The 21,810-nt window shown below is 69.3% G+C and carries 18 protein-coding genes; 8 read left to right on the forward strand and 10 right to left on the reverse strand.

Annotated features, from left to right (window positions below; genetic code table 11):
• Positions 1-567 precede the first annotated feature (567 nt).
• On the forward strand, positions 568-1,515 hold the full coding sequence (locus BM393_RS15035) for a hypothetical protein (protein ID WP_091727711.1): 948 nt from the start codon (positions 568-570) through the stop codon (positions 1,513-1,515).
• A gap of 830 nt (positions 1,516-2,345) precedes the next feature.
• On the opposite strand, the gene glmS is transcribed toward BM393_RS15035, so the two are convergent.
• On the reverse strand, positions 2,346-4,220 hold the full coding sequence (glmS, locus tag BM393_RS15040; RefSeq protein WP_091727715.1) for a glutamine--fructose-6-phosphate transaminase (isomerizing): 1,875 nt from the start codon (positions 4,218-4,220) through the stop codon (positions 2,346-2,348).
• 150 nt (positions 4,221-4,370) lie between these two features.
• Here glmS and BM393_RS15045 point away from each other — a divergent pair, with 150 nt between their 5' ends.
• On the forward strand, positions 4,371-4,856 hold the full coding sequence (locus tag BM393_RS15045; RefSeq protein WP_091727718.1) for an Lrp/AsnC family transcriptional regulator: 486 nt from the start codon (positions 4,371-4,373) through the stop codon (positions 4,854-4,856).
• Between the two features lie 59 nt (positions 4,857-4,915).
• Here BM393_RS15045 and BM393_RS15050 read toward each other — a convergent pair whose 3' ends face one another.
• The 7 genes from BM393_RS15050 to BM393_RS15080 all read right to left on the reverse strand — a co-directional run bounded on the left by BM393_RS15050 (position 4,916) and on the right by BM393_RS15080 (position 12,500).
• Positions 4,916-6,097: a class I SAM-dependent rRNA methyltransferase gene (locus BM393_RS15050; protein WP_091727722.1), complete on the reverse strand. Its 1,182-nt coding sequence runs from the start codon at positions 6,095-6,097 to the stop codon at positions 4,916-4,918.
• Positions 6,098-6,124: 27 nt separating this feature from the next.
• Complete coding sequence (locus BM393_RS15055; protein WP_091727725.1) at positions 6,125-7,309, reverse strand: AAA family ATPase; 1,185 nt, start codon at positions 7,307-7,309, stop codon at positions 6,125-6,127.
• A 129-nt stretch (positions 7,310-7,438) separates the two neighbouring features.
• Positions 7,439-9,085, reverse strand: coding sequence for a hypothetical protein (locus BM393_RS15060; protein ID WP_141225349.1), 1,647 nt, complete (start codon positions 9,083-9,085; stop codon positions 7,439-7,441).
• A 13-nt stretch (positions 9,086-9,098) separates the two neighbouring features.
• Positions 9,099-10,028, reverse strand: coding sequence for a tyrosine recombinase XerC (locus BM393_RS15065; protein WP_254783465.1), 930 nt, complete (start codon positions 10,026-10,028; stop codon positions 9,099-9,101).
• Complete coding sequence (locus BM393_RS15070) at positions 10,006-10,716, reverse strand: DUF484 family protein (RefSeq protein WP_091727734.1); 711 nt, start codon at positions 10,714-10,716, stop codon at positions 10,006-10,008. Before BM393_RS15070 ends, BM393_RS15065 begins: the two co-directional genes overlap by 23 nt.
• Positions 10,713-11,600, reverse strand: a complete 888-nt coding sequence (gene dapF, locus BM393_RS15075; RefSeq protein ID WP_091727739.1) for a diaminopimelate epimerase — start codon at positions 11,598-11,600, stop codon at positions 10,713-10,715. Before dapF ends, BM393_RS15070 begins: the two co-directional genes overlap by 4 nt.
• 9 nt (positions 11,601-11,609) lie before the next feature.
• A complete protein-coding gene (locus tag BM393_RS15080; RefSeq protein WP_091727744.1) occupies positions 11,610-12,500 on the reverse strand; it encodes a lipid A biosynthesis acyltransferase in 891 nt (296 codons plus the stop codon).
• Between the two features lie 162 nt (positions 12,501-12,662).
• Here BM393_RS15080 and metK point away from each other — a divergent pair, with 162 nt between their 5' ends.
• From metK to BM393_RS15100, 4 genes are all read left to right on the forward strand, one after another.
• Positions 12,663-13,841: a methionine adenosyltransferase gene (metK, locus tag BM393_RS15085; RefSeq protein WP_091727749.1), complete on the forward strand. Its 1,179-nt coding sequence runs from the start codon at positions 12,663-12,665 to the stop codon at positions 13,839-13,841.
• 127 nt (positions 13,842-13,968) lie between these two features.
• A complete protein-coding gene (locus BM393_RS15090) occupies positions 13,969-15,015 on the forward strand; it encodes a diguanylate cyclase domain-containing protein (protein ID WP_091727752.1) in 1,047 nt (348 codons plus the stop codon).
• Positions 15,016-15,101: 86 nt separating this feature from the next.
• Positions 15,102-16,112, forward strand: coding sequence for a diguanylate cyclase (locus BM393_RS15095; RefSeq protein ID WP_091727757.1), 1,011 nt, complete (start codon positions 15,102-15,104; stop codon positions 16,110-16,112).
• Positions 16,113-16,169: 57 nt separating this feature from the next.
• Positions 16,170-17,267 carry a DNA glycosylase AlkZ-like family protein gene (locus BM393_RS15100; RefSeq protein ID WP_091727761.1) on the forward strand — a complete coding sequence of 366 codons (1,098 nt, stop codon included), beginning with the start codon at positions 16,170-16,172 and terminating at the stop codon, positions 17,265-17,267.
• A gap of 39 nt (positions 17,268-17,306) precedes the next feature.
• On the opposite strand, the gene BM393_RS15105 is transcribed toward BM393_RS15100, so the two are convergent.
• Entirely contained in the window at positions 17,307-18,335 is a 1,029-nt protein-coding gene (locus tag BM393_RS15105; RefSeq protein WP_254783466.1) for an aldo/keto reductase, read from the reverse strand.
• Between the two features lie 190 nt (positions 18,336-18,525).
• Here BM393_RS15105 and BM393_RS26195 point away from each other — a divergent pair, with 190 nt between their 5' ends.
• Together BM393_RS26195 and BM393_RS15115 are read left to right on the forward strand one after the other, a co-directional pair.
• Positions 18,526-19,467, forward strand: coding sequence for an AraC family transcriptional regulator (locus tag BM393_RS26195; RefSeq protein WP_186830293.1), 942 nt, complete (start codon positions 18,526-18,528; stop codon positions 19,465-19,467).
• 8 nt (positions 19,468-19,475) lie between these two features.
• Positions 19,476-20,489 carry an AraC family transcriptional regulator gene (locus BM393_RS15115; protein ID WP_091731598.1) on the forward strand — a complete coding sequence of 338 codons (1,014 nt, stop codon included), beginning with the start codon at positions 19,476-19,478 and terminating at the stop codon, positions 20,487-20,489.
• Between the two features lie 41 nt (positions 20,490-20,530).
• On the opposite strand, the gene BM393_RS15120 is transcribed toward BM393_RS15115, so the two are convergent.
• The gene (locus BM393_RS15120) at positions 20,531-21,370 is read right to left on the reverse strand and encodes an SDR family NAD(P)-dependent oxidoreductase (RefSeq protein ID WP_091727772.1); all 840 of its coding nucleotides are present in this window, start codon (positions 21,368-21,370) and stop codon (positions 20,531-20,533) included.
• Positions 21,371-21,810 lie beyond the last annotated feature (440 nt).

A 21,810-nucleotide genomic window follows, 5' to 3' on the forward strand; every position in this document is an offset into this window, starting at 1 on the left:
GCCAGCAGCAGGGCGCGACGCTGCGCATTGGTGCGAAGGTTCATGTCGGCGCGGAGCCCGGAAGGCAAGCTCGGGGGTTGCTGAGCGCATGGTCCGCCGCATGCTCGAGCTACGTCTCGGCGACGCCGACGGCGCTGTTGAGGCGTTTCTGGCCGCAGGTGGACAGGACTACGGCGTCATAGCACCCACCTGCACCGCAAACGATCGATGGTGCGATGCCGAGCTCGCCGCATTGGAGGCGGGCCACCTCGAGTTCCCCCGCTCTCGTGCTGCGACTGGCATGCGAGGACCTCGACGAGGCGCTGGCCGAAGAACTCGCGACGATCGAGCTCGCTGACCGTGTCATCGCCGCTGGTGCAGAGACCGAAAGGTCTACCGCTTTACGCTGGAAGCAGTCCTTGGGCTTCTAGGACGTGAAGCTAGCTGAACGGACAAGCATCTGGTGCGTGCTCGCTCACTCCGCAAGAGATTCAGAGTACGCTCATCAGCTAGGCTCGCATTGCGAAACCAGTAGAAAAGCAGACCGACGGAGGGCTCTAGCCCGCGCTCGGACAAGGAGGGAGACTCGTGCTCAAGAACAAGACGACTCTGGTGCTTGGCGCCGGCGCAAGCCGGGCCATGGGCTTTCCAACAGGCGCGGGGCTGCTCGCAGCCATCCACAATCTGGTCACCGTGGATCGACAGCCGTTCGCAATTCAAGCCGGCCTATTCAATCCAGACGGAGCAGCCCTCTACGAGTTCATCGACGCGTTCCGCGGCTCGCAGATGTACTCCATCGACTCTTTCCTCGCACGACGGCCACAGTTCTCGGACATCGGAAAACGTGCCATCGCCGCGGTGCTACTCGAATGCGAGAAGGCATCCTCGCTCGACCGATGCACACACGCAGATGGTTGGATGCAGTATTTATGGAACAAGTTCGGCGCTGCGTCTTGGGATGAACTGGACTTCAGTTGCCTGCGCGTCGTCTCGTTCAACTACGACCGGTCGCTCGAGCACTATCTGCTCCAGGCCATCATCCACTCACATGGAGTCACGCAGAAGCAGGCACTCTGGAAACTGCAGGGCCTCAAAGTCGTCCACGTGTATGGCTCTCTGAGCGCCCCACTCCCAGAGGGAGACGGCTATCTCGCCTATGGATATGGAACCGAGAACAACGCCGCAGCCATAGTTGCGAAGCACCTTCAGGTCATCCCCGAGGGACGCAACGACAGCGCGGTCCTAACCCTGGCTCATGAACATCTCCTGTGGGCCGACAAGATTGCGTTCATGGGCTTTGGCTTTGACCCCGTCAATATGGGCCGGCTCGATTCCCAGCGCACTTGTGTGCGGCAGGTTGATAGATCTGGCGGTCCAGCATTCCGCGAAATCATTGCCACCGGTTTCGGTCTTACGGACGTCGAGATTGACGCTGCTGGGCTTCTCATCGGAAATGGGAATGCCTCCCACGGTCGGCCTCGGTTCTACAAGACCGACTGCCTCACGATGCTCCGGGAATCAGGAATACTTCAGTGAGGATTGAAGCTTGAGGCTTGGCGTTGGCCGGTGGCCTTGCCATCCCGCTGCGCACGCTCGTGGGCGCCCCATGCGGACTTCGCAGGGGGCAGCTTCGCAGCGGAAGCCAAATTCGTAAGGCGGTGCACGAACCCTCCGTGAAGCGCCGATCGAGACAGAGAATGCGAGCAGCAGCATTCGCGGTTCCGCAGACCTTAGCGCCCGCGAGTTGCGGTTGCTAGGGGCAACGACGACGGCCGATAAGGCGGATGACCGTCCCGGAAATGAGCGCACATGTTCAGTTGCTGGTGCGTGGTCGGAGACTTCAGACGGAAGGCGATCCCCGTCCCACCGGTTAGCGAGCAAGCGCGCATCATTGCCCGCGTCACCGAACTCCGTCGTCTCTGCGCTGACCTGCGCCCGCGCTTGGATCACACTCGAACCACGCAGACATCGCTCGCTGACGCCTTGGTCGACCAAGCGCTGGCTGCCTAGCCGTCTCGCAAGATGAATCGAACGTTCAAGGATCTGAGAGGCCCATCCAGCGGGGACGACGCGTTTGAGTTCTCCTAGGGCGACCGCTTCGATGATTCCGGCATCAATTGAAACGAACTTCTCCGGTCGCAGCGCAGTTGAGCGCCATGTCTGGTGCTGTTGCCCCACCACATTGCGCGCCTTCCAATTGATCTACTGTCATTCAATTTGACTGGAGCTCTTCTCTGATCCGGGACTCGGGCACCGCAGCACCGCTATCGATCACAGCACATCGAAGAAATGGGGCGCATGAAGCGCCCCTTCGTTTGCCATGTCTCAGACTTTAATGGCACGGAACTCCAACGTGCAGCCGCCCCTCACTCCACCGTCACACTCTTCGCCAGATTCCTCGGCTTATCCACGTCCGTGCCGCGCGCGCACGCCGTGTGATACGCCAGCAGCTGCAGCGGCACCGTATGCAGGATCGGGCTCAGCGCGCCGTAATGCTCCGGCAGGCGGATCACATGCAGCCCGGGCTCGCTCTCGATGCGCGTGTCGCCGTCCGCGAAGACGAACAGCTCCCCACCGCGCGCCCGCACTTCCTGCATGTTGCTCTTGAGCTTCTCCAGCAGCGTGTCGTTCGGCGCCACCGTCACCACCGGCATCTGCGCCGTCACCAGCGCCAGCGGGCCGTGCTTCAGCTCACCCGCCGGGTAGGCCTCGGCGTGGATGTAGCTGATCTCCTTGAGCTTCAGCGCGCCTTCCAGCGCGATCGGGTAATGCAGCCCGCGGCCCAGGAACAGCGCGTTCTCCTTGCGCGCGAATTCCTCGCTCCACGCGATCACCTGCGGCTCCAGCGCCAGCACCGCCTGCACCGCCACCGGCAGGTGGCGCAGCGCCTTCAGGTGCTCCGCCTCCTGCTCGTCCGTCAGGTGGCCCCGCGTCTGCGCCAGCGCCAGCGTCAGCAGGAACAGGCCCACCAGCTGTGTCGTGAAGGCCTTCGTCGACGCCACGCCAATCTCGGCGCCGGCGCGCGTGATGTAGGCCAGCGCGCATTCGCGCACCATCGCGCTCGTCGACACGTTGCACACCGTCAGCGTGTGCAGCATCCCCAGCGAGCGCGCATGCTTGAGCGCCGCCAGCGTGTCCGCCGTCTCGCCGCTCTGGCTGATCGTCACCACCAGCGTGCGCGGATTCGGCACGCTCTCGCGGTAGCGGTACTCGCTGGCGATCTCCACGCTGGTCGGGATCTTCGCGATGCTCTCCAGCCAGTACTTGGCCGTCGAACCCGCGTAATAGCTGGTCCCGCACGCCAGGATCAGCACCGAGTCGACCTCCTTGAACACCCGGTACGCGCCGTCGCCGAAGAGCTCCGGGCTGATGCCCGTCACCGCGTCCAGCGTGTTGGCGATCGCCACCGGCTGCTCGAAGATCTCCTTCTGCATGTAGTGCCGGTACGGCCCGAGCTCCGCGGCGCCGCTGTGCGCATGCACCGTCTTCACCTCGCGCTCGACATTGACGAAACGCCCCGTCGCCGCATCCTTGCGGCTGATCCAGTAACGGCCCAACTGCAGGTCGACGACGTCACCCTCTTCCAGGTAGACGATCTGGTCGGTCACGCCGGCCAGCGCCATCGCGTCGGAAGCGACGAAATTGGCGCCCGCGTATTCGTCCCTGCCCACGCCCAGCACCATCGGCGAGCCCTCGCGCGCGCCGATCACCCGATGCGGCTCGTCCTTGTGGAACACCGCGATCGCATACGCGCCGCGCAGTTGCCCCACCGCGGTCTGCACCGCCTCCAGCAGGTCGCCGTGGTAATGGAAGTCCACCAAATGGGCGATGACCTCGGTGTCGGTCTGGCTGTGGAAGACATAACCGCGGCCCTTCAGCTCGGCGCGCAGTTCGTCGTGGTTCTCGATGATCCCGTTGTGGACCAGCGCCACGCGGCCAGGCTGGCGATGCGCCTCGGCGCCCGGGCCGTGCGAAAAGTGCGGATGCGCGTTGTGGACCGCCGGCGCGCCATGCGTCGCCCAGCGCGTGTGCGCGATGCCAGTGCCTGCCGCCACGCCGTCCTGCGCGGCCAGCGCCTGCAGCTCCGCCACCCGCGAGGTGCTGCGCGCCCGGCGCAGCATGCCGTCCTGGTGCACCGCCACGCCGCAGGAGTCATAGCCGCGGTACTCGAGCCGCTTCAGGCCCTCGATCAGGATGGGAACGATGTCTTTCTGGCTGACCGCGCCGACGATGCCGCACATGGTGTGTCTCCCCGGGTGTCCCGGATGAATTGCGAATGGGCGCCATCCTAGGTACGCCGATCAGGTGGATGCTTTCAAATTTATGCCACCAATGAAAGAATCGCTCACTCTCGACGCACTGCGCCATATTCTTTCATCGGCAAATAAAACATGAAATGTTCCATCGAGCTGGACACCATCGATCTGAGGGTGTTGGACCTCCTCCAGCAGGATGCGTCGCTTTCCAACCAAGCCTTGGCGGAACGCGCGCATGTCTCGCCCGCCACCTGCCTGCGCCGCGTGCGACGGCTGGTGGAGACCGGCGTGATCGAGAAACAGGTGGCCATCCTCTCGCCGGACAAGCTGGGCGCGGGCCTGTCGGCACTGGTCGAGATCACGCTCGACCGCCAGGGCGCCGAGCACCTGGACGCCTTCGAGGCCATCGCCGTCGCGGCGCCCGAGGTCCAGCAGTGCTGGCGCGTCGCGCCGGGGCCGGACTTCGTGCTGGTGCTGCAGGTGCCGGACATGCCGGCCTATCACGCGCTGGTGCAGCGGCTCTTCACCCAGCAGGCCAACGTCCGCAACGTGAAGGCCTTCTTCAGCGTCAAGCGCGCGAAGTTCGAGCCGCGCCTGGCCCTCCCGGCGGCGCGCCCCTGAAGCCCCCCCGCTCTCCCGCTTGCGGGTGAGGCCTGGGGGGAAGTCCGGTGCTTGCGCCGTCAGCGCTTGAGGATGAGCAACCCCTTGAGGTACTCGCCCTCCGGGAAGTAGATGGTCTGCGGGTGATCCGGCGTCGCGCCGACGCGGTCCAGGATGAGCCCGTCCGCGCCCGCGTCGATGCCGGCGCCGGCCACGATCTTGTGGAACAGCTCCGGCCCCACGCCGCCCGAGCACGAGAAGGTGAAGAGCAGTCCGCCCGGATTCAGCAGCATCAGCCCGAGCCGGTTGATGTCCTTGTAGGCGCGCGCAGCGCGCTCCGCATGGGCCGCCGTCGGCGCGAACTTGGGCGGGTCCAGCACGATCGCGTCGAAGCGCCGCCCCTGACGGAGCAGGTCGCGCAGCGTGTGGTTCACGTCGGCATCCAGCGCCGTGTGCCGCGCCGGATCGAAGCCGTTGAGCGCGACGTGCGCGATGGCGCGCTCGAGCGCGGGCCCGGACGAGTCCACGCTGATGACCTCGCTCGCGCCACCGGCGAGCGCCGCGACGGAGAAGCCGCCGGTGTAGCTGAAGCAGTTCAGCACCGACTGGCACCCGTACTGCCGCACCGCCTCGGCGAACTTGCGGCGGTTGTCGCGTTGGTCGAGGTAGTAGCCGGTCTTGTGGCCCTCGGCCACGTCCAGGCTGAGCTTCCAGGTGTTCTCCGAGATGACGATCTCGGTCGGGCCCTCGCCGCGCAGCCAGCCGGTGACCGGCGCCAGGCCCTCGAGCGTGCGCACGTTGGCGTCGGAGCGCTCGTACAGCCGCGTCAGTCCGGTCTGCGCGAGCAGCTGGTCGGCGATGGTCTGCTTCCAGCGCTCGGTGCCGGCGGACAGGAACTGCGCGCTGAGCGTGTCGCCGTAGCGGTCGACGATCAGCCCGGGCAGGCCGTCGGCCTCGCCATGGATCAGGCGCACGGCGTCGGAATCGATCGGCATGCGCGCCCGCAGCGCGATCGCGGCGGCGATGCGGCGCTCGAAAAAGGCGGCGTCGATGCGCTCCTGCTCATCGAAGCTCCAGGCGCGCACGCGGATCAGCGATTCCGGGCTGAACGACGCCCAGCACAGGAAGCGGCCATCGGCGGCCTCGACCCGCACGGTCTCGCCGGCGTCGGCCTTGCCCTTGGCGATGGAGCCCTCGAACACCCACGGGTGGCGGCGCAGCAGCGAGCGGTCCTTGCCCTCGCGCAGACGAATTGCTTTCATGGGGGCGGATTGTCCTTGACGACGGCGCTAGTCGTCTCCCAGCCCCTGCACCTGCCGCGGCACCGGCGGCCAGGTGCCGTTCCTGCGGCGCTCATCGAACCAGCGATGCATCGCGGCGTCCTGCACCGCGTACTCGCCGCGCGCGGACTTCCAGACCAGCACCGGCGAGCGCTCGCGCAGCGACTCCAGCGCCCGCTGCGCCATCCCCACGCTGACCGGCTGGGCCAGCAGTTCGCCATAAAAGCGCAGCGCCTCGGCATCGAAGGCGCGGAAGCGCCCGCCCATCTCCAGCATCCGCCACAGCACCACCTGCTCGATGGGCTTGAGGCCCAGGAAGGTGGATTCCATCTCCTCCTCGTCCCGGCGCGAATGCTCCGAGGAGGCCTCCAGCAGGGCCTTCTCGAAGCGCCCGCGGATGCCGGAGAAGGGGCTCAGCACGCCGTCCAGCGTCGACATGAACAGCTGCGGCCGATGGCCGATGGCCTCGAAGGCCTGCTGGAGCGCCGCTTGGTCCACCGGCGCCAGCGAGGGACGTTGCGCTTCGATCAGGCCGGCCACATGCGCGATGAAATCGGCCCCCAGCGGCGGCATGCGTTGCACCTGCGATCCGAAGAACGGCGCCGCGTTCGAATTGACCAGCCGCATGAGCTTGTCGCGATCGGAGCCGGACATCACCAGCATCAAGTTGACCTCGTCGCGCCGGTTCAGCTGATCGCGCGCCGACTTCAGCGAGGTCATCGCCACCTCGCCGCGCTCGCTGGTCAGCGCCTGCTGCGCCTCGTCGATGATCAGCGCCACCGGTTTGCCGGCAGTCTCATGGAGCGCCCGCAGCGCGTCGACGAGGGTGAGTCCGTCCACCCGGCCGATACGGCTCGTGTCCACCTGCAGCCAGCCCGCCAGGCTGAGCTTGTCCAGGCCTGCCTTCTTCGCGGCTCGCGCGACCAGCCCGAGTTGAGGCTCCAGCGCCTTGCCGATGGCGTCCGCGATGACGGTGGCCGGATCGCGGCCGGTGTCCTCCCACAGGTCCGTGTAGACGACCACCACGCCTTCGGCCTCCAGGGCCGGCTTGAGGTCGGCCTGCAGGAAGGTGGATTTGCCGGTCCGCCGGGGCCCGGACAGGAACAGGCCGTTGTGGGCGTCGCCGAAGAGCGTCCGGCCCATCAGCGCCGGCACCATCTGCCGAGCCAGGTCGGTCCGGGGGAAGGAGATCATCGTTTTATCGGCGAATTATCGGGAAGGCGATAATTTATCGGTCCGCCCGATAAAACTCAATAATCGGCGCCGCGGCCCGCTGGCGGACCGCGTGGCGCAGCGGCCGGAATCCGCAGCGCCCGGCCTCGATCAGCGCTTCGCCGCCGGCCCCAAGGTCCCGAAGGCCCAGCCGATGTTCAGGCTGACCATGGGCGTGCTTTGCTTCTCGCCGCCCAGCGCCTTCCACTGGCCGACGCCGACCTTCACCCGCAGGTGGTCGCGGCCGGTGCCTTCCCACTGCGTCCAGACCTCGCCCTGCGTGACCGCGCCACCGCCGACCGACACGCCGCCGCCGCCCGCCGCGCCGACCAGCGCTTCCGCGCCGACACGCATGCCGTTCCACTTGGGCGATTGCGCGCCCAGCCCGAACATGCCGTAGGAGAACGCGCCCGCCTTGCCCAGCGCCGCGCTGCCCGCATGCGCCACGCCGTACCACGGGCCGCCGAAGTCGCGCGTCATGCCGATGCCCAGGCCGGTCACGTTGTCGCGGGAGCCGTCCTTGAACTTGAAGTCCTTGAAGTAGGGCGTGCTCAGGTACAGCGTCTGCGCGCGCACCGTGCCCGACTCCAGCGGCGGCGTGTTCAGGATGCGCGAGACCTTCTCCAGCGGCAGCGCCAGCGACCCGCGCACCTGGAAGGAGTCGTAATGGCCCCACGGCGCCTTCATGTAGCCCGCATCCAGCCGCAGCGTCGGCCCCCAGGGCGTGATCCAGCGCAGCGTCGGCCCGACCCGCACCAGCCAGCCGTTGCCGGTGTCCATGTCGCCGCCGCCGCCCAGGCCGAAGGACAGCTGCCCGCCCACCCGCAGGCGCTGGCTGCCGATGCCCCAGTCCTGGCCCGCGTTGGCGAGGATCTCCATGTAGCCGTCGTGACCGCCGGACGCGGCGCCCGAAGCCTCCAGGCCCCACCACGAGGAACCGTCGCCGAAGTACTGACGCAGGTCGCCGCCGGCCTTGCCCTTGCGGCCGGTGAGCGGCACGCCGCCGCGCGTGCGGCTGCCGCTGCGCGGTTTCTCGACGCCGGCGCTCAGCGCGATCTCGTCGAAGCCCATGCCGGTGCGGTCGCCCGCGCGGCCCGGCGAGCCCGAGTCGCTCGGGCTGAAGCTCAGGAAGCGGTCCATCCGGCCGATGGTGAACGCGACGCCGGTGTCCTTGATGTTGCCGTTGCCGTTCGGGAAGGTGACGTGCGACACGCCCACGCCGGCGTACCAGTTGCCGAACTCGCCGCGCAGCGAGAGCTCAGGCCGCAGCATCAGGCCGCCGCCCGGACGCACCTTGTCGGAGCTCACGCCGCCGCCCGCGCCGGCATAGACGCTGGCCGCCAGGTGCAGGTTGGGGCCGACGCGAAAGCGCCGCTGCAGGTTGAAGCCGACGGTGAACAGCCCGCCGAACTCGCCCTTCGCCGCGCCGTAGGCCGCCGGGCCGATGCCCCAATCCTCGTTGATGGCGACCATGTAGTTCGCCCCGAGCAGCGCGGTCTTCTGCCCGGTGGGCATCTTGATCGGCGACCAGTTCAGCTCGAACGCGGCGGGCCGGCTGTCGGTCGCGGTCACGACTCGCGGCGGCTCCTTCAGCTCCGGCGTCACGGACGGCGCCGAGACCACCGGCGGCTCGGCCCCGGGCGCTTGCGTCTGCGCCTGGGCCTGGGCCTGCGCTTGGGCCGCGAGCAGCGCCGAGCACAGCAGCAGCGGACGGGACGGGAACGGGGCCTTCGAGGCGATCAGGGCGGTGCGGGGCATCGGGATCAATCGGTTATTTCTTGCGGGCGCGCGGGTGCGCCGCGTCGTAGATCTTGGCCAGGTGCTGGAAGTCCAGCCGGGTGTAGACCTGCGTGGTGCTGATGTTGGCGTGGCCCAGCAGTTCCTGGACCGCGCGCAGGTCGCCGCTGCTCTGCAGCAGGTGCGACGCGAACGAGTGGCGCAGCATGTGCGGATGGACATGCGTCGGCATGCCCGCGGCCAGCGCCCGCTGCTTCAGGCGCTTGCGGACCTGGTCGGCGCTCAGCCGCCGGCCGCGCGGGCCGACCAGCAGCGCCGGCTCGTCGGCCGCGGCCCATTGGCCGCGCACCGCCAGCCATTGCTGCAGGGCCGCCAGCGACGGCCCGCCCAGCGGCACCGCGCGGCGCTTGGCGCCCTTGCCCAGCACCTGCGCCTCGGCGGCGTCGGGCACGATCCAGCCGGCGGAGCCCGCGTGATGCCGCAGGTCCAGGCCCACCAGCTCCGACACCCGCAGGCCGCTGCCGTAGAGCAGCTCGACGAGGCAGCGCTCGAGCGCTTCGATGACGGGATCGGCGACGTCCTGATGGTGCTCGGCCAGCCGCACCGCGTCGTCCACGCCCAGCGCCTTGGGCAGGGGCCGGCCCTGCTTGGGCGCGTGCAGGTCGGCGATCGGGTTGGCATCGACCAGCCCCTGCTGCCCCAGCCAGCGGTACCAGCCGCGCCAGGCGGACAGGATCAGCGCCAGCGTGCGCGGCTTGAGCTTCTCGGCATGCAGCTGGGCCAGGCCGCGCCGCGCCTGGTGCGCGCTCAGGCGCAGCAGGTCCAGCCCCTGCGCCGAGGCGAAGCCAGTCAACCGCTGCAGCGCTTCCGTGTACAGCGTCAGCGTGCGCTCCGCCAGGCGGCGCTGCACGCGCAGATGGTCCAGGTAGCGGCGCTGCTCGTCAGTCAGGCTGACGGTCGACATGGCCGGCGGCATGGGGGTCGGCGTGCAGCAGGCGCGACAGCGCGGCGCTCGCGATCTCGCCGACGCGGGACAGGAACTCGGTGCCCATCTCGGCCGTGTAGCGCGTCGGATCCGGCGAGCCCAGCACCAGCAGGCCGAAGGGCTGCGCGGGCGTGCCCGCCGTCAGCGGCACCAGCGCCAGCGACGCGACGTCGTCCTCGAGCCAGCGCGCCGCCTCGAAGCCCGAATTGATGCCGCAGTAGGGCTGGTTCAGGCTGCCGACGAAGGTCTTCACGTCCGGGTTGACCTCGGCCGCGAAGGGCGCGAGCGCATGACCGGCGCCGACGTTCCACAGCCGCAGCCCGGCCTGCGGGATCAGGAACTGGTGGCGCAGCTCGCGCAGCAGCACCTCGGGCAGTTGGCTGTCGTCGCGGGTGAGCATCAGCGCCAGCGTCCAGCGGTGCAGCCGGTCGGCGATCGCGACGTTCTCCTGCCCGTTGCGGATCATCTCGATGATCTTGTGCTCCAGGCCGCGGATCTTGTCGCGCAGCAGCTCCGCCTGGCGCTCCTGCAGCGAGACCGCGCGCTGCCCGTGCGGATGCGAGATCCGGACGTTGGCCAGCAGCTCGGCGTGACGTTCGAAGAACGCCGGGTCATTCGCCAGGTAGTCGGCGATGTCTTGTTCGGTGATGCCTTCGATGCCGCTCACAGTTCGATTTCTCCTTCAAAGACCGTCTGCGCGGGACCGGTCATGTACACCGGGGCCGACAGCCCCGGGCCGCCCGGCGTCATGCCGGCCCATTCGATGCGCAGGTCGCCGCCGCGCGTGTGCACTTCCACCGCCTCGTCCAGCCAGCCGAGCCGGATGCCGGCGACCACCGCCGCGCACGCGCCGGTGCCGCAGGCCAGCGTCTCGCCGGCACCGCGCTCGTACACGCGCAGCTTCACCTCGCCCCGGCTGATCACCTGCAGGAAGCCGGCATTCACCCGGCGCGGGAACGCCTCATGGTTCTCGACCAGCGGGCCCACGATGGCCACCGGCGCATGGTCGACGTCCTCGACCCGCTGCACCGCGTGCGGATTGCCCATCGACAGCACCGCGACCTCGGCCGTCATGCCGTCGCCCAGGTCCAGCGGCCAGCGCGCGTAGCCGCCATCCACGCCCTCCGCCGGCCGGGCCGTCGCGCGCGCCGGATCGAACGGGATCGCAGGCAGGTCGAAGACCGGCGCGCCCATGTCCACCGTGACGCGGCCATCGTCGCGCAGGCGCAGCTCGAGCAGCGCGTTGATCGTCTGGACGCGGATGGTGCGCTTGTCGGTCAGCCCCTTGTCGACGACGAAGCGCACGAAGCAGCGCGCGCCGTTGCCGCACTGCTCCACCTCGGAACCGTCCGAGTTGAAGATGCGGTAGCCGAAGTCCACGTCCGGCGTCTTCGGCGCCTCGATCACCAGCACCTGGTCGCAGCCCACGCCGAAGCGGCGATCGGCGACGCGCCGCAGCTGATCGGCGCTCAGCGGCATCGGGTGGCGCGTGGCGTCCAGCACGACGAAGTCGTTGCCGGCGCCCTGCATCTTGGTGAAGCGCAGTTTCATGGGGGCGGATTATCGGGAATACAGCGACGGCTCGCCGGGCGGCCGCGTCTTGAATCGCTTGTGGACCCAGAAATACTGGGCCGGGTGTTCGCGGATGCGGTCCTCGAGCCAGCGGTGGAAGCGCAGCGCGTCGGCCTCGACATCGCCGCTGGGGTAGCCGGTCAGCGGTTCATGGGCGTGGATCACGATGCCCTCCCCCTTGGGCAGCATCGTGACGATGACCGGCTGCACCACCATCTTCATGGTCTCGGCGATCTTGGCCGGCGCCAGCAGCGTGTTGGCCGGCACGCCGAAGAAGGGCACGAAGGCCGAATCCTTCGGACCGAAGTCCATGTCCGGCAGGTTCAGGAAGGAGTAGCCGTCGCGGATCGCCCGCAGGATGCTGCGCACGCCCTCCTGCCGATCGACCAGCTTGGTCGTCCCGAAGCGCGAGCGCGCCTTGCGCAGCGCCTCGTCGAACAGCGCGTTGCTCTGGCGCTGGTAGATGCTGGCGCCCGGGCGCGACTGGTTCAGCATCAGCGCCGGGCCGATCCAGTCCAGGCCCACGAAATGCGGCATCAGCCACATCACCGGCCGGTCGACCTGCTCGGAGAGCTTGATGTTGCCCTCGATGCGCATCAGGCGCAGCAGGCGCCGGTCGGACGCGTACCAGAGCAGGCCGCGCTCCAGCAGGCTGCGGCCCAGCCAGCCGAAGTGCTCGCGCACCAGGGCCTGGCGCTCGGCGAGGGATTTCTCGGGGAAGCAGAGTTCCACGTTGCGCAGCGCGACGCGCCGGCGCGATCCCGCGACCCGGTGCAGCAGCGCGCCCAGTCCCCACCCGAGCGCGGCCAGCCAGCGCAGCGGCAGCCAGTGCAGCAGCCAAAGCAGCGCGATCAGCGCATATGTACCCAGTTTTCCCATCCACCCATCCGTGGGCCCTTTCGGGCCTTTCCTATAATGCGCGCCCATGTCGCCGAGTTAATCTGGACAACTTGCGGGGCGACTCATAAATCCCGCTAAAGCGTTCGCCGCCTGACTCCCAGGTCTCGGCAACGCCCGAAGACTGAATCACAGGAGTTTAAATTGGCGAGCGATTTCCTCTTCACCTCGGAATCCGTATCTGAAGGCCACCCGGACAAGGTGGCGGACCAGATCTCCGATGCCATCCTCGACGCGATCCTCGCCCAGGACCCGCGCTCGCGCGTCGCCGCCGAGACGCTGTGCAACACCGGCCTGGTGGTGCTGGCCGGCGAGATCACGACCAACGCCCACGTCGACTACATCCAGGTCGCCCGCGACACGATCAAGCGCATCGGCTACGACAACACCGAATACGGCATCGACTACAAGGGCTGCGCCGTGCTCGTGGCCTACGACAAGCAGAGCAACGACATCGCCCAGGGCGTCGACCAGGCGTCCGACGACCACCTGAACACCGGCGCCGGCGACCAGGGCCTGATGTTCGGCTATGCCTGCGACGAGACGCCCGAGCTGATGCCCGCGCCGATCTACTACGCGCACCGCCTGGTCGAGCGCCAGGCCCAGCTGCGCAAGGATGGCCGCCTGCCCTTCCTGCGCCCGGACGCCAAGAGCCAGGTCACGATGCGCTACGTCGACGGCAAGCCGCACAGCATCGACACCGTGGTGCTGTCCACGCAGCACGCGCCCGAGATGTCGCTGGGCGACAAGATGAAGCCCGAGTTCTACGAGGCGGTCATCGAGGAAATCATCAAGCCGGTGCTGCCCAAGGAGTGGCTGCAGGACACGAAGTACCTGGTCAACCCGACCGGCCGCTTCGTCATCGGCGGTCCGCAGGGCGACTGCGGCCTGACGGGCCGCAAGATCATCGTCGACACCTACGGCGGTGCCTGCCCGCACGGCGGCGGCGCGTTCTCGGGCAAGGACCCGACGAAGGTGGACCGCTCGGCCGCCTACGCGGCCCGTTACGTGGCCAAGAACATCGTGGCCGCGGGCCTGGCCAAGCAGTGCCAGATCCAGGTCGCGTATGCGATCGGCGTGGCCCGGCCGATGAACGTCACCGTCTACACCGAAGGCACCGGCGTGATCTCCGACGAGAAGATCGCGGCGCTGGTCAACGAGCATTTCGACCTGCGTCCCAAGGGCATCATCCAGATGCTGGACCTGCTGCGTCCGATCTATGGCAAGACGGCGGCCTACGGCCACTTCGGCCGCGAGGAGCCGGAGTTCAGCTGGGAGCGGACCGACAAGGCCAAGGCGCTGCGCGCCGCGGCGGGGCTGTAAGCCCTCTCCGCTCCCCGGTCATTTGCCGCGCATTCATCGATTGATGCGCGCTTGACCCCCGAAGTCAGGGCCGCCTCGCGCGGCCCTGAGCGTTTCCGGCAGCCGCTTCGCGCGGCAGAATCGCCGGATGCATCCCCTGCCCGCCGCGCCGACCCCGCTGACCATCCTGATCGTCGACGACCAGAGCGCGACGCGCGTCGCGCTGACCGCCGAGCTCGACCGCGCCGGCCACCGCGTGCTGGAGGCCGACAGCGCCGCCTGGGCGCTGGAGCTGTTCCGTCGCTACCGGCCCGATCTGGTGCTGATGGACGTCGAGATGCCGGGCCACGACGGCTACTGGACCTGCCGCGAGATGCGCGCCGCCGAACCCGGCGGCTGGACGCCGATCATCTTCCTGAGCCAGTTCAAGCAGGACGAGGACGTGTGGAAGGGCATCGAGGCCGGCGGCGACGACTACCTGGTCAAGCCGGTGTCCGCGATGATCCTGCACGCCAAGCTGCGCGCGATGCAGCGCCTGGCCCAGATGCGGGCCCGGCTGGTGCAGATGTCCGAGGACCTGCGCGCCGCCAATGCGCAGCTCGAGGAGCTCTCCAGCGTCGACGCGCTGACCGGGCTGATGAACCGCCGCGCCCTGGATGCCCGCCTGCAGCAGGAGCTGGACCTGGCCCGGCGCGAAGGCAAGCCGCTGACGTTGATGCTGTGCGACGTCGACCACTTCAAGCGCTACAACGACGCGGCCGGCCACGTCGCCGGCGATGCCTGCCTGCGCCGCATCGGCCAGTTGCTCAAGGAAACCTGCCGCCGCCCGAGCGACTGCGCCGGGCGCTACGGCGGGGAGGAATTCGCGCTGGTCCTGCCCAACACGCCGCGCTCGGGGGCGATGACCTATGCCCGGGCGCTGATGCGCACGGTGGAGCTGGCGGCCATCCCCCATCCGGATTCCCCCACCGGCGGCACCATCACCCTCTCGGGCGGCATCACCACCTGCCTGCCGGACGAGAGCACCAGCGCCGAGGGGCTGATCATCCGCGCCGACGACGCGCTCTACAACGCCAAGTCCACCGGTCGGAACCGCTTCTTCAGCTACGAGATGCAGATGGACACGGCCGAGCAGCGGCGCGCGGTCGTCCCGTCGACGGGGCCCGCCTCGCCGCCCCCCGCCACCCCCACTTGAGGCATGTCCGGACCGCCTCGCGGCGGAGCGGCCCCGCATAATCGGCCTCGGCACGTTTCGCTGCCGCCTGTCGACGACGCCCGGCCATGGACGCTTCCGCCTCGCTGCCGCCTCTTCGCATCCTGGTCGTGGACGACCAGGCCAGCACGCGCGGCTTCCTGTGCCGCCAGCTCCAGGCCATCGGTCATCACACCCTGGAGGCGGACGGCGGCGACAGCGCGCTGGCCCGCTTCGACGGCGAGCGCCCAGACCTGGTGCTGCTGGACGTCGAGATGCCCGGTCACGACGGCTACTGGGTCGCCAGCCAGATGCGGGCGCACGAGCGCGGCGGCTGGACGCCGATCATCTTCCTGTCCAGCCGCGACCGCGACCAGGATCTCTGGCAGGGCATCGAATCGGGCGGGGACGACTACCTCGTCAAGCCGGTGTCCAACACCGTGCTGCAGGCCAAGCTGCGCGCGATGCAGCGGCTGCGGCGGATGCAGGCACGGCTGCAGGAGGTGTCCGATGAACTGCGCAACAGCAACGAGCGGCTGGAGAAGCTCTCCGGCGAGGATGCGCTGACGCGCCTGATGAACCGGCGCGCCTTCGATGCCCGGCTCGCGCAGGAGATCGCCTGCGCCCGGCGCGACCAGCAACCGCTGACGCTGGTGCTGTGCGACATCGACCACTTCAAGCGTTACAACGACAGCTACGGCCACCTCGAGGGCGACGCCTGCCTGCGGCGGGTCGCGCAGTTGCTGCAGCAGACCTGCCGGCGCCCGCGCGACTGCGCCGCGCGCTACGGCGGCGAGGAGTTCGCCCTCATCCTGCCCGGCACGCCGCGCTCCGGCGCGATGACCTTCGCGCGGGCGGTGATGCGCACGCTGCGCAACTGCGACATGCGCCACCCCGATTCGGTCGAGTCCTACGTCACCCTCTCCGGCGGCATCACCACCTGCGTGCCCGATGCCGACACCAGCGTCGAAGGCCTGCTTCGCCGCTCCGACGATGCGCTCTACACGGCCAAGTCGCGAGGCCGCAACCGCTTCTTCAGCTTCGAGATGCAGATGGACACCGTCGAGCAGGCGCCCAGCGGCTTCGCGCCGCTCTCCTGACAGAACCCATGCCCCGTCGCGGTTACCGTCACGCCTTTCGATGACCGCTGCTTCCGAATGCCTGTGATCGACCACGACGCGCTGCGGCGTCATGCCATCGCCCGCACCTTTTTCAAGCCGACCACGCTGCTGCGCGCGATCCAGCGCCTGGGCTTCGTGCAGGCCGACCCGATCCGCGCGCCGGCGCGCGCGCAGGACCTGATCCTGATGCACCGGGTGAAGGACTACCGCGCCGGCCAGCTCGAGGCGCGTTACGCGCGTCTCGCCGTCGAGGAGGACTGCCTCGTCAACTACGGCTTCCTGGCCCGCGAGACGCTGGCGCTGCTGCATCCACGGGTGGCCCGGCGCGCCTGGGACGAAGCCATGAACGCGCGCGCGGCGGAGGTGCTCGAGTTCATCCGTGCGCGCGGCCGCACGCATCCGCAGCAGGTGCAACAGGCTTTCAGCCACGGCCGCGTCGCGGGTTACTGGGGCGGCGAGCTCAACGCCAGCACGCATCTCCTGGACGGCATGCATTACCGCGGCCTGTTGCGCGTGGCGCGGCGCGACTCCGGCACGCGCGTCTACGAGGCGATCGAGCACGCGACGCAGGACGACAGCCCGCAAGCCCGCCGCGAGCGCGCCGGCGCGCTGCTCGACATGATCGTGTCGCTCTACGCGCCGCTGCCCTCGCCGAGCCTGGGCTACCTGACGACGCTGCTGGGCTACGGCGCGCCGCACCTCAAGACCGAGGCCCGCGAGGTGCTCAAGCACGCGAAGTCGCGCTGGGCCCATGCGAAGGTGGACGGCGAGGTCTGGTACTGGCCCTCGGACGAGAACCCTGCCTCGCGCGCCCACCGGGTCGAGCCGGAGCGCCTGCGCTTCCTCGCGCCCTTCGATCCGCTGGTCTGGGACCGCCGCCGCTTCGAGCGGCTGTGGGGCTGGGCCTACCGCTTCGAGGCCTACACCCCAGCCGCGAAACGGACCATGGGCCATTACGCGCTGCCGATGCTGTTGGGCGACCAGGTGATCGGCTGGGCCAACCTGAAGGTCGAGGGCGGGACGCTGGTCCCGGACCTCGGCTTCATCGGCAAGCGTCCGCGCGACGCGGCCTTCCGCGCCGCGCTGGACGAGGCCTATCAGGAGATGTCGGTCTTCCTCGGTCTGGCGGAGTGAAGGACGGGCCGGCGGCGGGCGCCTGCGCTCAGGCGTCGCTCAGGCATTGACCAGCGCCATCGACACCTCCGGATAACGCGCGCCGGCAACCGGATGCGCGTCGATCAGGTCGCGCAGCTCCTCGCGCAGCACGTCGTTGAGGCGGATGCGCGCGGCCATCGCGTTCTCCTCCAGCCGCACGATCGAGCGCGTGCCCGGGATCGGCATGATGTCCGGACCGCGGTCCAGCAGCCAGGCCAGCGCCAGCTGCGCCGGCGTCAGGCCGTGGTCGCGGGCCAGCGCGACGATCGCATCGGCCAGCGCCAGGTTCTGCGCCATCGAGTCGCCCTGGAAACGCGGATTGACGCGGCGCCAGTCATTCGCGGCCAGTTGATCGGCGCTGCGGATCGCACCGGTCAGGAAGCCGCGCCCCAGCGGGCTGTACGGCACCAGCGCGATGCCGAGCTCGCGGCAGGTGGGCAGCACCTCGGCCTCGACGTCGCGCGTCCACAGCGAGTACTCCGACTGCACCGCCGCGATCGGATGCACGCGATGGGCGCGGCGGATGGTCTCGGCCGAGGCCTCCGACAGCCCGAGATGGCGCACCTTGCCGGCGCGCACCAGCTCGGCCATCGCGCCGACGGTCTCCTCGATCGGCACCGACCGGTCGACGCGGTGCAGGTAGTACAGGTCGATGTGGTTGACGCCCAGTCGGCGCAGGCTGGCGTCGCAGGACGCGTGGACATGCGAGGGCTTGCCGTTGACGCCGGCCGACAGCCCGTCGGCATTGCGGACGATGCCGAACTTGGTCGCCAGCACGACCTCGCGCCGGCGGTTGGCCAGCAGGCCCGACAGCAGGCGCTCGTTGGCGCCGTTGCCGTAGATGTCGGAGGTGTCGAGGAAATTCATCCCGAGGTCCAGCGCCCGGTGCAGGACGGCCATCGAGGTGGCCTCGTCGGTGGGGCCGTAGAAATCGGACATCCCCATGCAGCCGAGTCCGAGCGCGGAGACCTCCGGCCCGTGGGCGCCGAGCCGGCGGCGCGGCAACTGCGGCAGGTTGTTGATCGGTTCCCTGGACATGATGGTCATGGTGCGGCTCCTTCGAAGACAAGGTCTGCGCGGCGGCCGGCATGACCGCCGCGATGCCTGTCAGCTTAGGAATCCGCCCCCACCCGGGACCAGCGCAAAGCTCGCCCGTCCTTGCCCAATCCTCCGGAACCCGCTTCCCCACGCGCGCGGGCGCTGGCGGCGCGCGCGACGGCCTTGCACAATCCGCCGCATGGTCGCACCCACTCCGATTCCTCTCGCCGACGGCTTCCCCGACGCGCTGCAGGCACTGCGCGCGCAGATGGTGGATCTGACGCTCCGGCATGTCGATGGCGACGGCACGTCCGCCACGGCGATCCCCTGCCTGCAACTGATCAAGGCCAGCTGCAGCACCCCCAAGACCGCGCCGGCGCTCTACGAGCCGGGCCTGGCGATCGTGCTGCAGGGCCGCAAGAAGGTGGAGCTCGGCACCGAGACGCTGTATTACGACCCGCTGCATTTCCTGCTGGTCTCGATGCCGATGCTGCCCAAGGGCGGCGTGATCGAGGCGACGCCGGACAAGCCCTACCTGTGCGTGCGCATCGGCTGCGACACCGCGACGCTGGCGGAGCTGATGCTGGAGGTCGGCCCGGCCGGCACCGATGCGCCGCCGGGGGCGCAGTCGGGACTGAACGTCGCGCCGGTGTCCGAGTCGCTGCTGGGCGCCGCGCTGCGGCTGATGCAGCTGCTGGACTCGCCACAGGACCAGCGCGTGCTGGGACCGCTGTTGCAGCGGGAGATCTTCTACCGGGTGCTGACCGGCCCGCTCGGACCGCGCCTGCGCGCGCTGGCGCAGCAGGACAGCGCCACGCGCCGCCTGTCCCGTGCGCTCGACGAGCTGAACCGCCGCTTCAGCGAGGCGATCAGCATCGACGAGCTGGCCGCCGTGGCGCACATGAGCGCCTCGACGCTGCACCAGCGCTTCAAGCAGCTGACCAGCATGTCGCCGATGCAGTACCAGAAGCAGCTGCGGCTGCAGCATGCGCGGCGGCTGATGCTGGGCAGCGGGCTGGATGCGGCGGCCGCGGCGCACCAGGTCGGCTACGAGAGCGCCTCGCAGTTCAGCCGCGAATACCGGCGCCTCTTCGGCACGCCGCCGCGGACCGACATCGAGCAACTGCTGCGCGCGGGATGAGCGGCGCCATGGACACGACATCGACCCACACCGACGCGGCGATGGCCGCGACCGATGCGATCGCCAAGCTCGGCGCGATGCTGCGCCGCCATGCGCCGCGCGAGGGCCTGTGGCCGACGGCGCTGCCACGGGTCTGGGCGATCCGGCTGGACGCGCCGGGCGGCGAAATGGCGCATGCGGTGCAGCCGGCCTCGCTGTGCGTGATCGCACAGGGCGCCAAGGAAGTCCACCTGGGCGACGAGCGCTACGTCTACGACGCGGCGCGCTTCATGGTCTTCACCACCGACCTGCCGGTCAGCGGCCGCGTCATCGACGCCACGCCGGAGCGGCCCTACCTCTGCCTGCGCCTGGACTTCGATCCGGAAGAGGTCGCCGAGCTGGTCGCGCGCAGCGGCCCGCCGCGTGGCCCGGCGTCGCCACCGCCAGGGGCGCTCTCCCGTCCGTCCGCGGCGCCGGCAGCGGCGACCGCCCGCGGCGCCGAGGACACGGGCCGCGGCCTCTTCGTCAGCGCGGTGACCCCCGACATGCTCGACGCGGCCGGGCGGCTGGTGCGGCTGCTGGACCATCCCGAGGACCATGCCGCGCTGGCGCCGATGGCGATGCGCGAGCTCGTCTACCGCGTGCTGCGCAGCGAGCAGGGCGAGCGGCTGGCGCAGGTCGCGCGCGCCGACAGCCAGACGCAGCGCGTGCACCGCGCCATCCGCTGGCTGAAGGCGAATTACGCCCAGCCGCTGCGCATCGAGGCGCTGGCCCGGGAGGCGCACATGAGCGCGTCCTCGCTGCACCACCATTTCCGCGCGCTGACCTCGATGAGCCCGCTGCAATACCAGAAGCAGCTGCGGCTGCAGGAAGCGCGCCGGCTGCTGATCGCGGAGGGACTGGAGGTCGCGCGCGCCGGCCACGCGGTCGGCTACGAGAGCCCGTCCCAGTTCAGCCGCGAGTACAGCCGGCTCTACGGCAGCCCGCCCTCGCGCGACGCCGCCAGGCGCCGGGACACGCCGCCCGCGCGAGCGCTGGCCTGAGCGCCCGGCGGCGGCCGTCGGCGGCCGTCGGCGGTCGTCGGTCAAGCGTCGTCGCGGTCCAGCGAGGCCGACAGCGCGGCATGCGCCTCGACCTCGGCGAGACGCTGGCCGAAGGTCTCGCGCGCCATGCCCAGCGCATCGGAGCCCGCCACGAAATGCAGCGGCGGCGTCGGCATCGCGGCCAGCTCGACGAAGGCCCGGCCCAGCTTGGCCGGATCCCCCGGCTGCCGATGGTTGTAGGCCTCGTAGGTGGACAGCGGCGGCCGCGGCAGCGCGGCGTAGTCCGCGATCGTCCGGGTGCCGTAGCGCACCGAGCTGGCGTCCAGGAAGTCGGTCCGGAAGAAGCCGGGCTCGACCACCGTCACCCGGATGTTGAAGCCGGCCAGCTCCGGCGCCAGCGAGGCGCTGAAGCCATCGACGGCGAACTTCGTCGCGCAGTAGACCGCCGCGCCATCGAAGCCGCGGAAACCGCCGACCGAGGCGATGTTGATCACGTGACCGTCGCGCTGCCGGCGCATGACCGGCAGCACCGCCCGGGTGACGTGCATCAGGCCGAAGACGTTGGTGGCGAACTGGCGCTCGATGTCGTCGGCGCCGATGGCCTCGAACAGGCCCAGCTGGCCATACCCCGCGTTGTTGACCAGCACGTCGATGCGACCGAAGCGCGCGACGGCCTGCTCGACCGCGTGGACCGCGTCGGCCTCGCGGCTGACGTCCAGCGGCAGGCACAGCACGGCGTCGGCGTACGCCGCATAGGCGTCCTGGAGCGCCGCGACATCGCGGCCGGTGGCGACGACGCGATCGCCGGCGACCAGCGCCGCCTTGGCGATCTCCAGCCCGAAGCCGCGGTTGGCGCCGGTGATGAACCAGATCTTGCTCATGGGATTCAGTCCTTGGAGGGATGACAGGGTGGAGGGATTTCCCCTCGACGGGGGCGCTTGCCGGCGGACCTCGCGAGGGATGGATTCATCGTAGGCAGCAGCCCCCGGGGCCGCATGCCCGTTCCGGCGGACCGCTTGCACGATCCGCCGCGACCGGCAGGCGGTGCTCGTCGTGCTCGTCGGGCTTGCGCCGCCCGCCAACCGCCGGCCCTTCCGCACGATCCCCGCGTCCTGACTGCAAGCGACGCTGCGCAATTCGCGCGCTTGCGCTACAATCCGCAGCTTGATTCGCACAAGACCACCCTCTTCAGGTCTTCTTCTGCAGCCCCTCCGGTCCCTCTCACGGACCTTTCTGCGAGCGGCTCGCACCAGCATCAACCCCCGGTTCGTGCGCTTGCGCGTTTCTGGCTTCGGCCGGTTCGATCGTCCTTGGGCGAACG

This window comes from Mitsuaria sp. PDC51 (genome assembly GCF_900113225.1).
In the GTDB taxonomy this organism is placed as follows: Bacteria; Pseudomonadota; Gammaproteobacteria; order Burkholderiales; family Burkholderiaceae_C; genus Roseateles.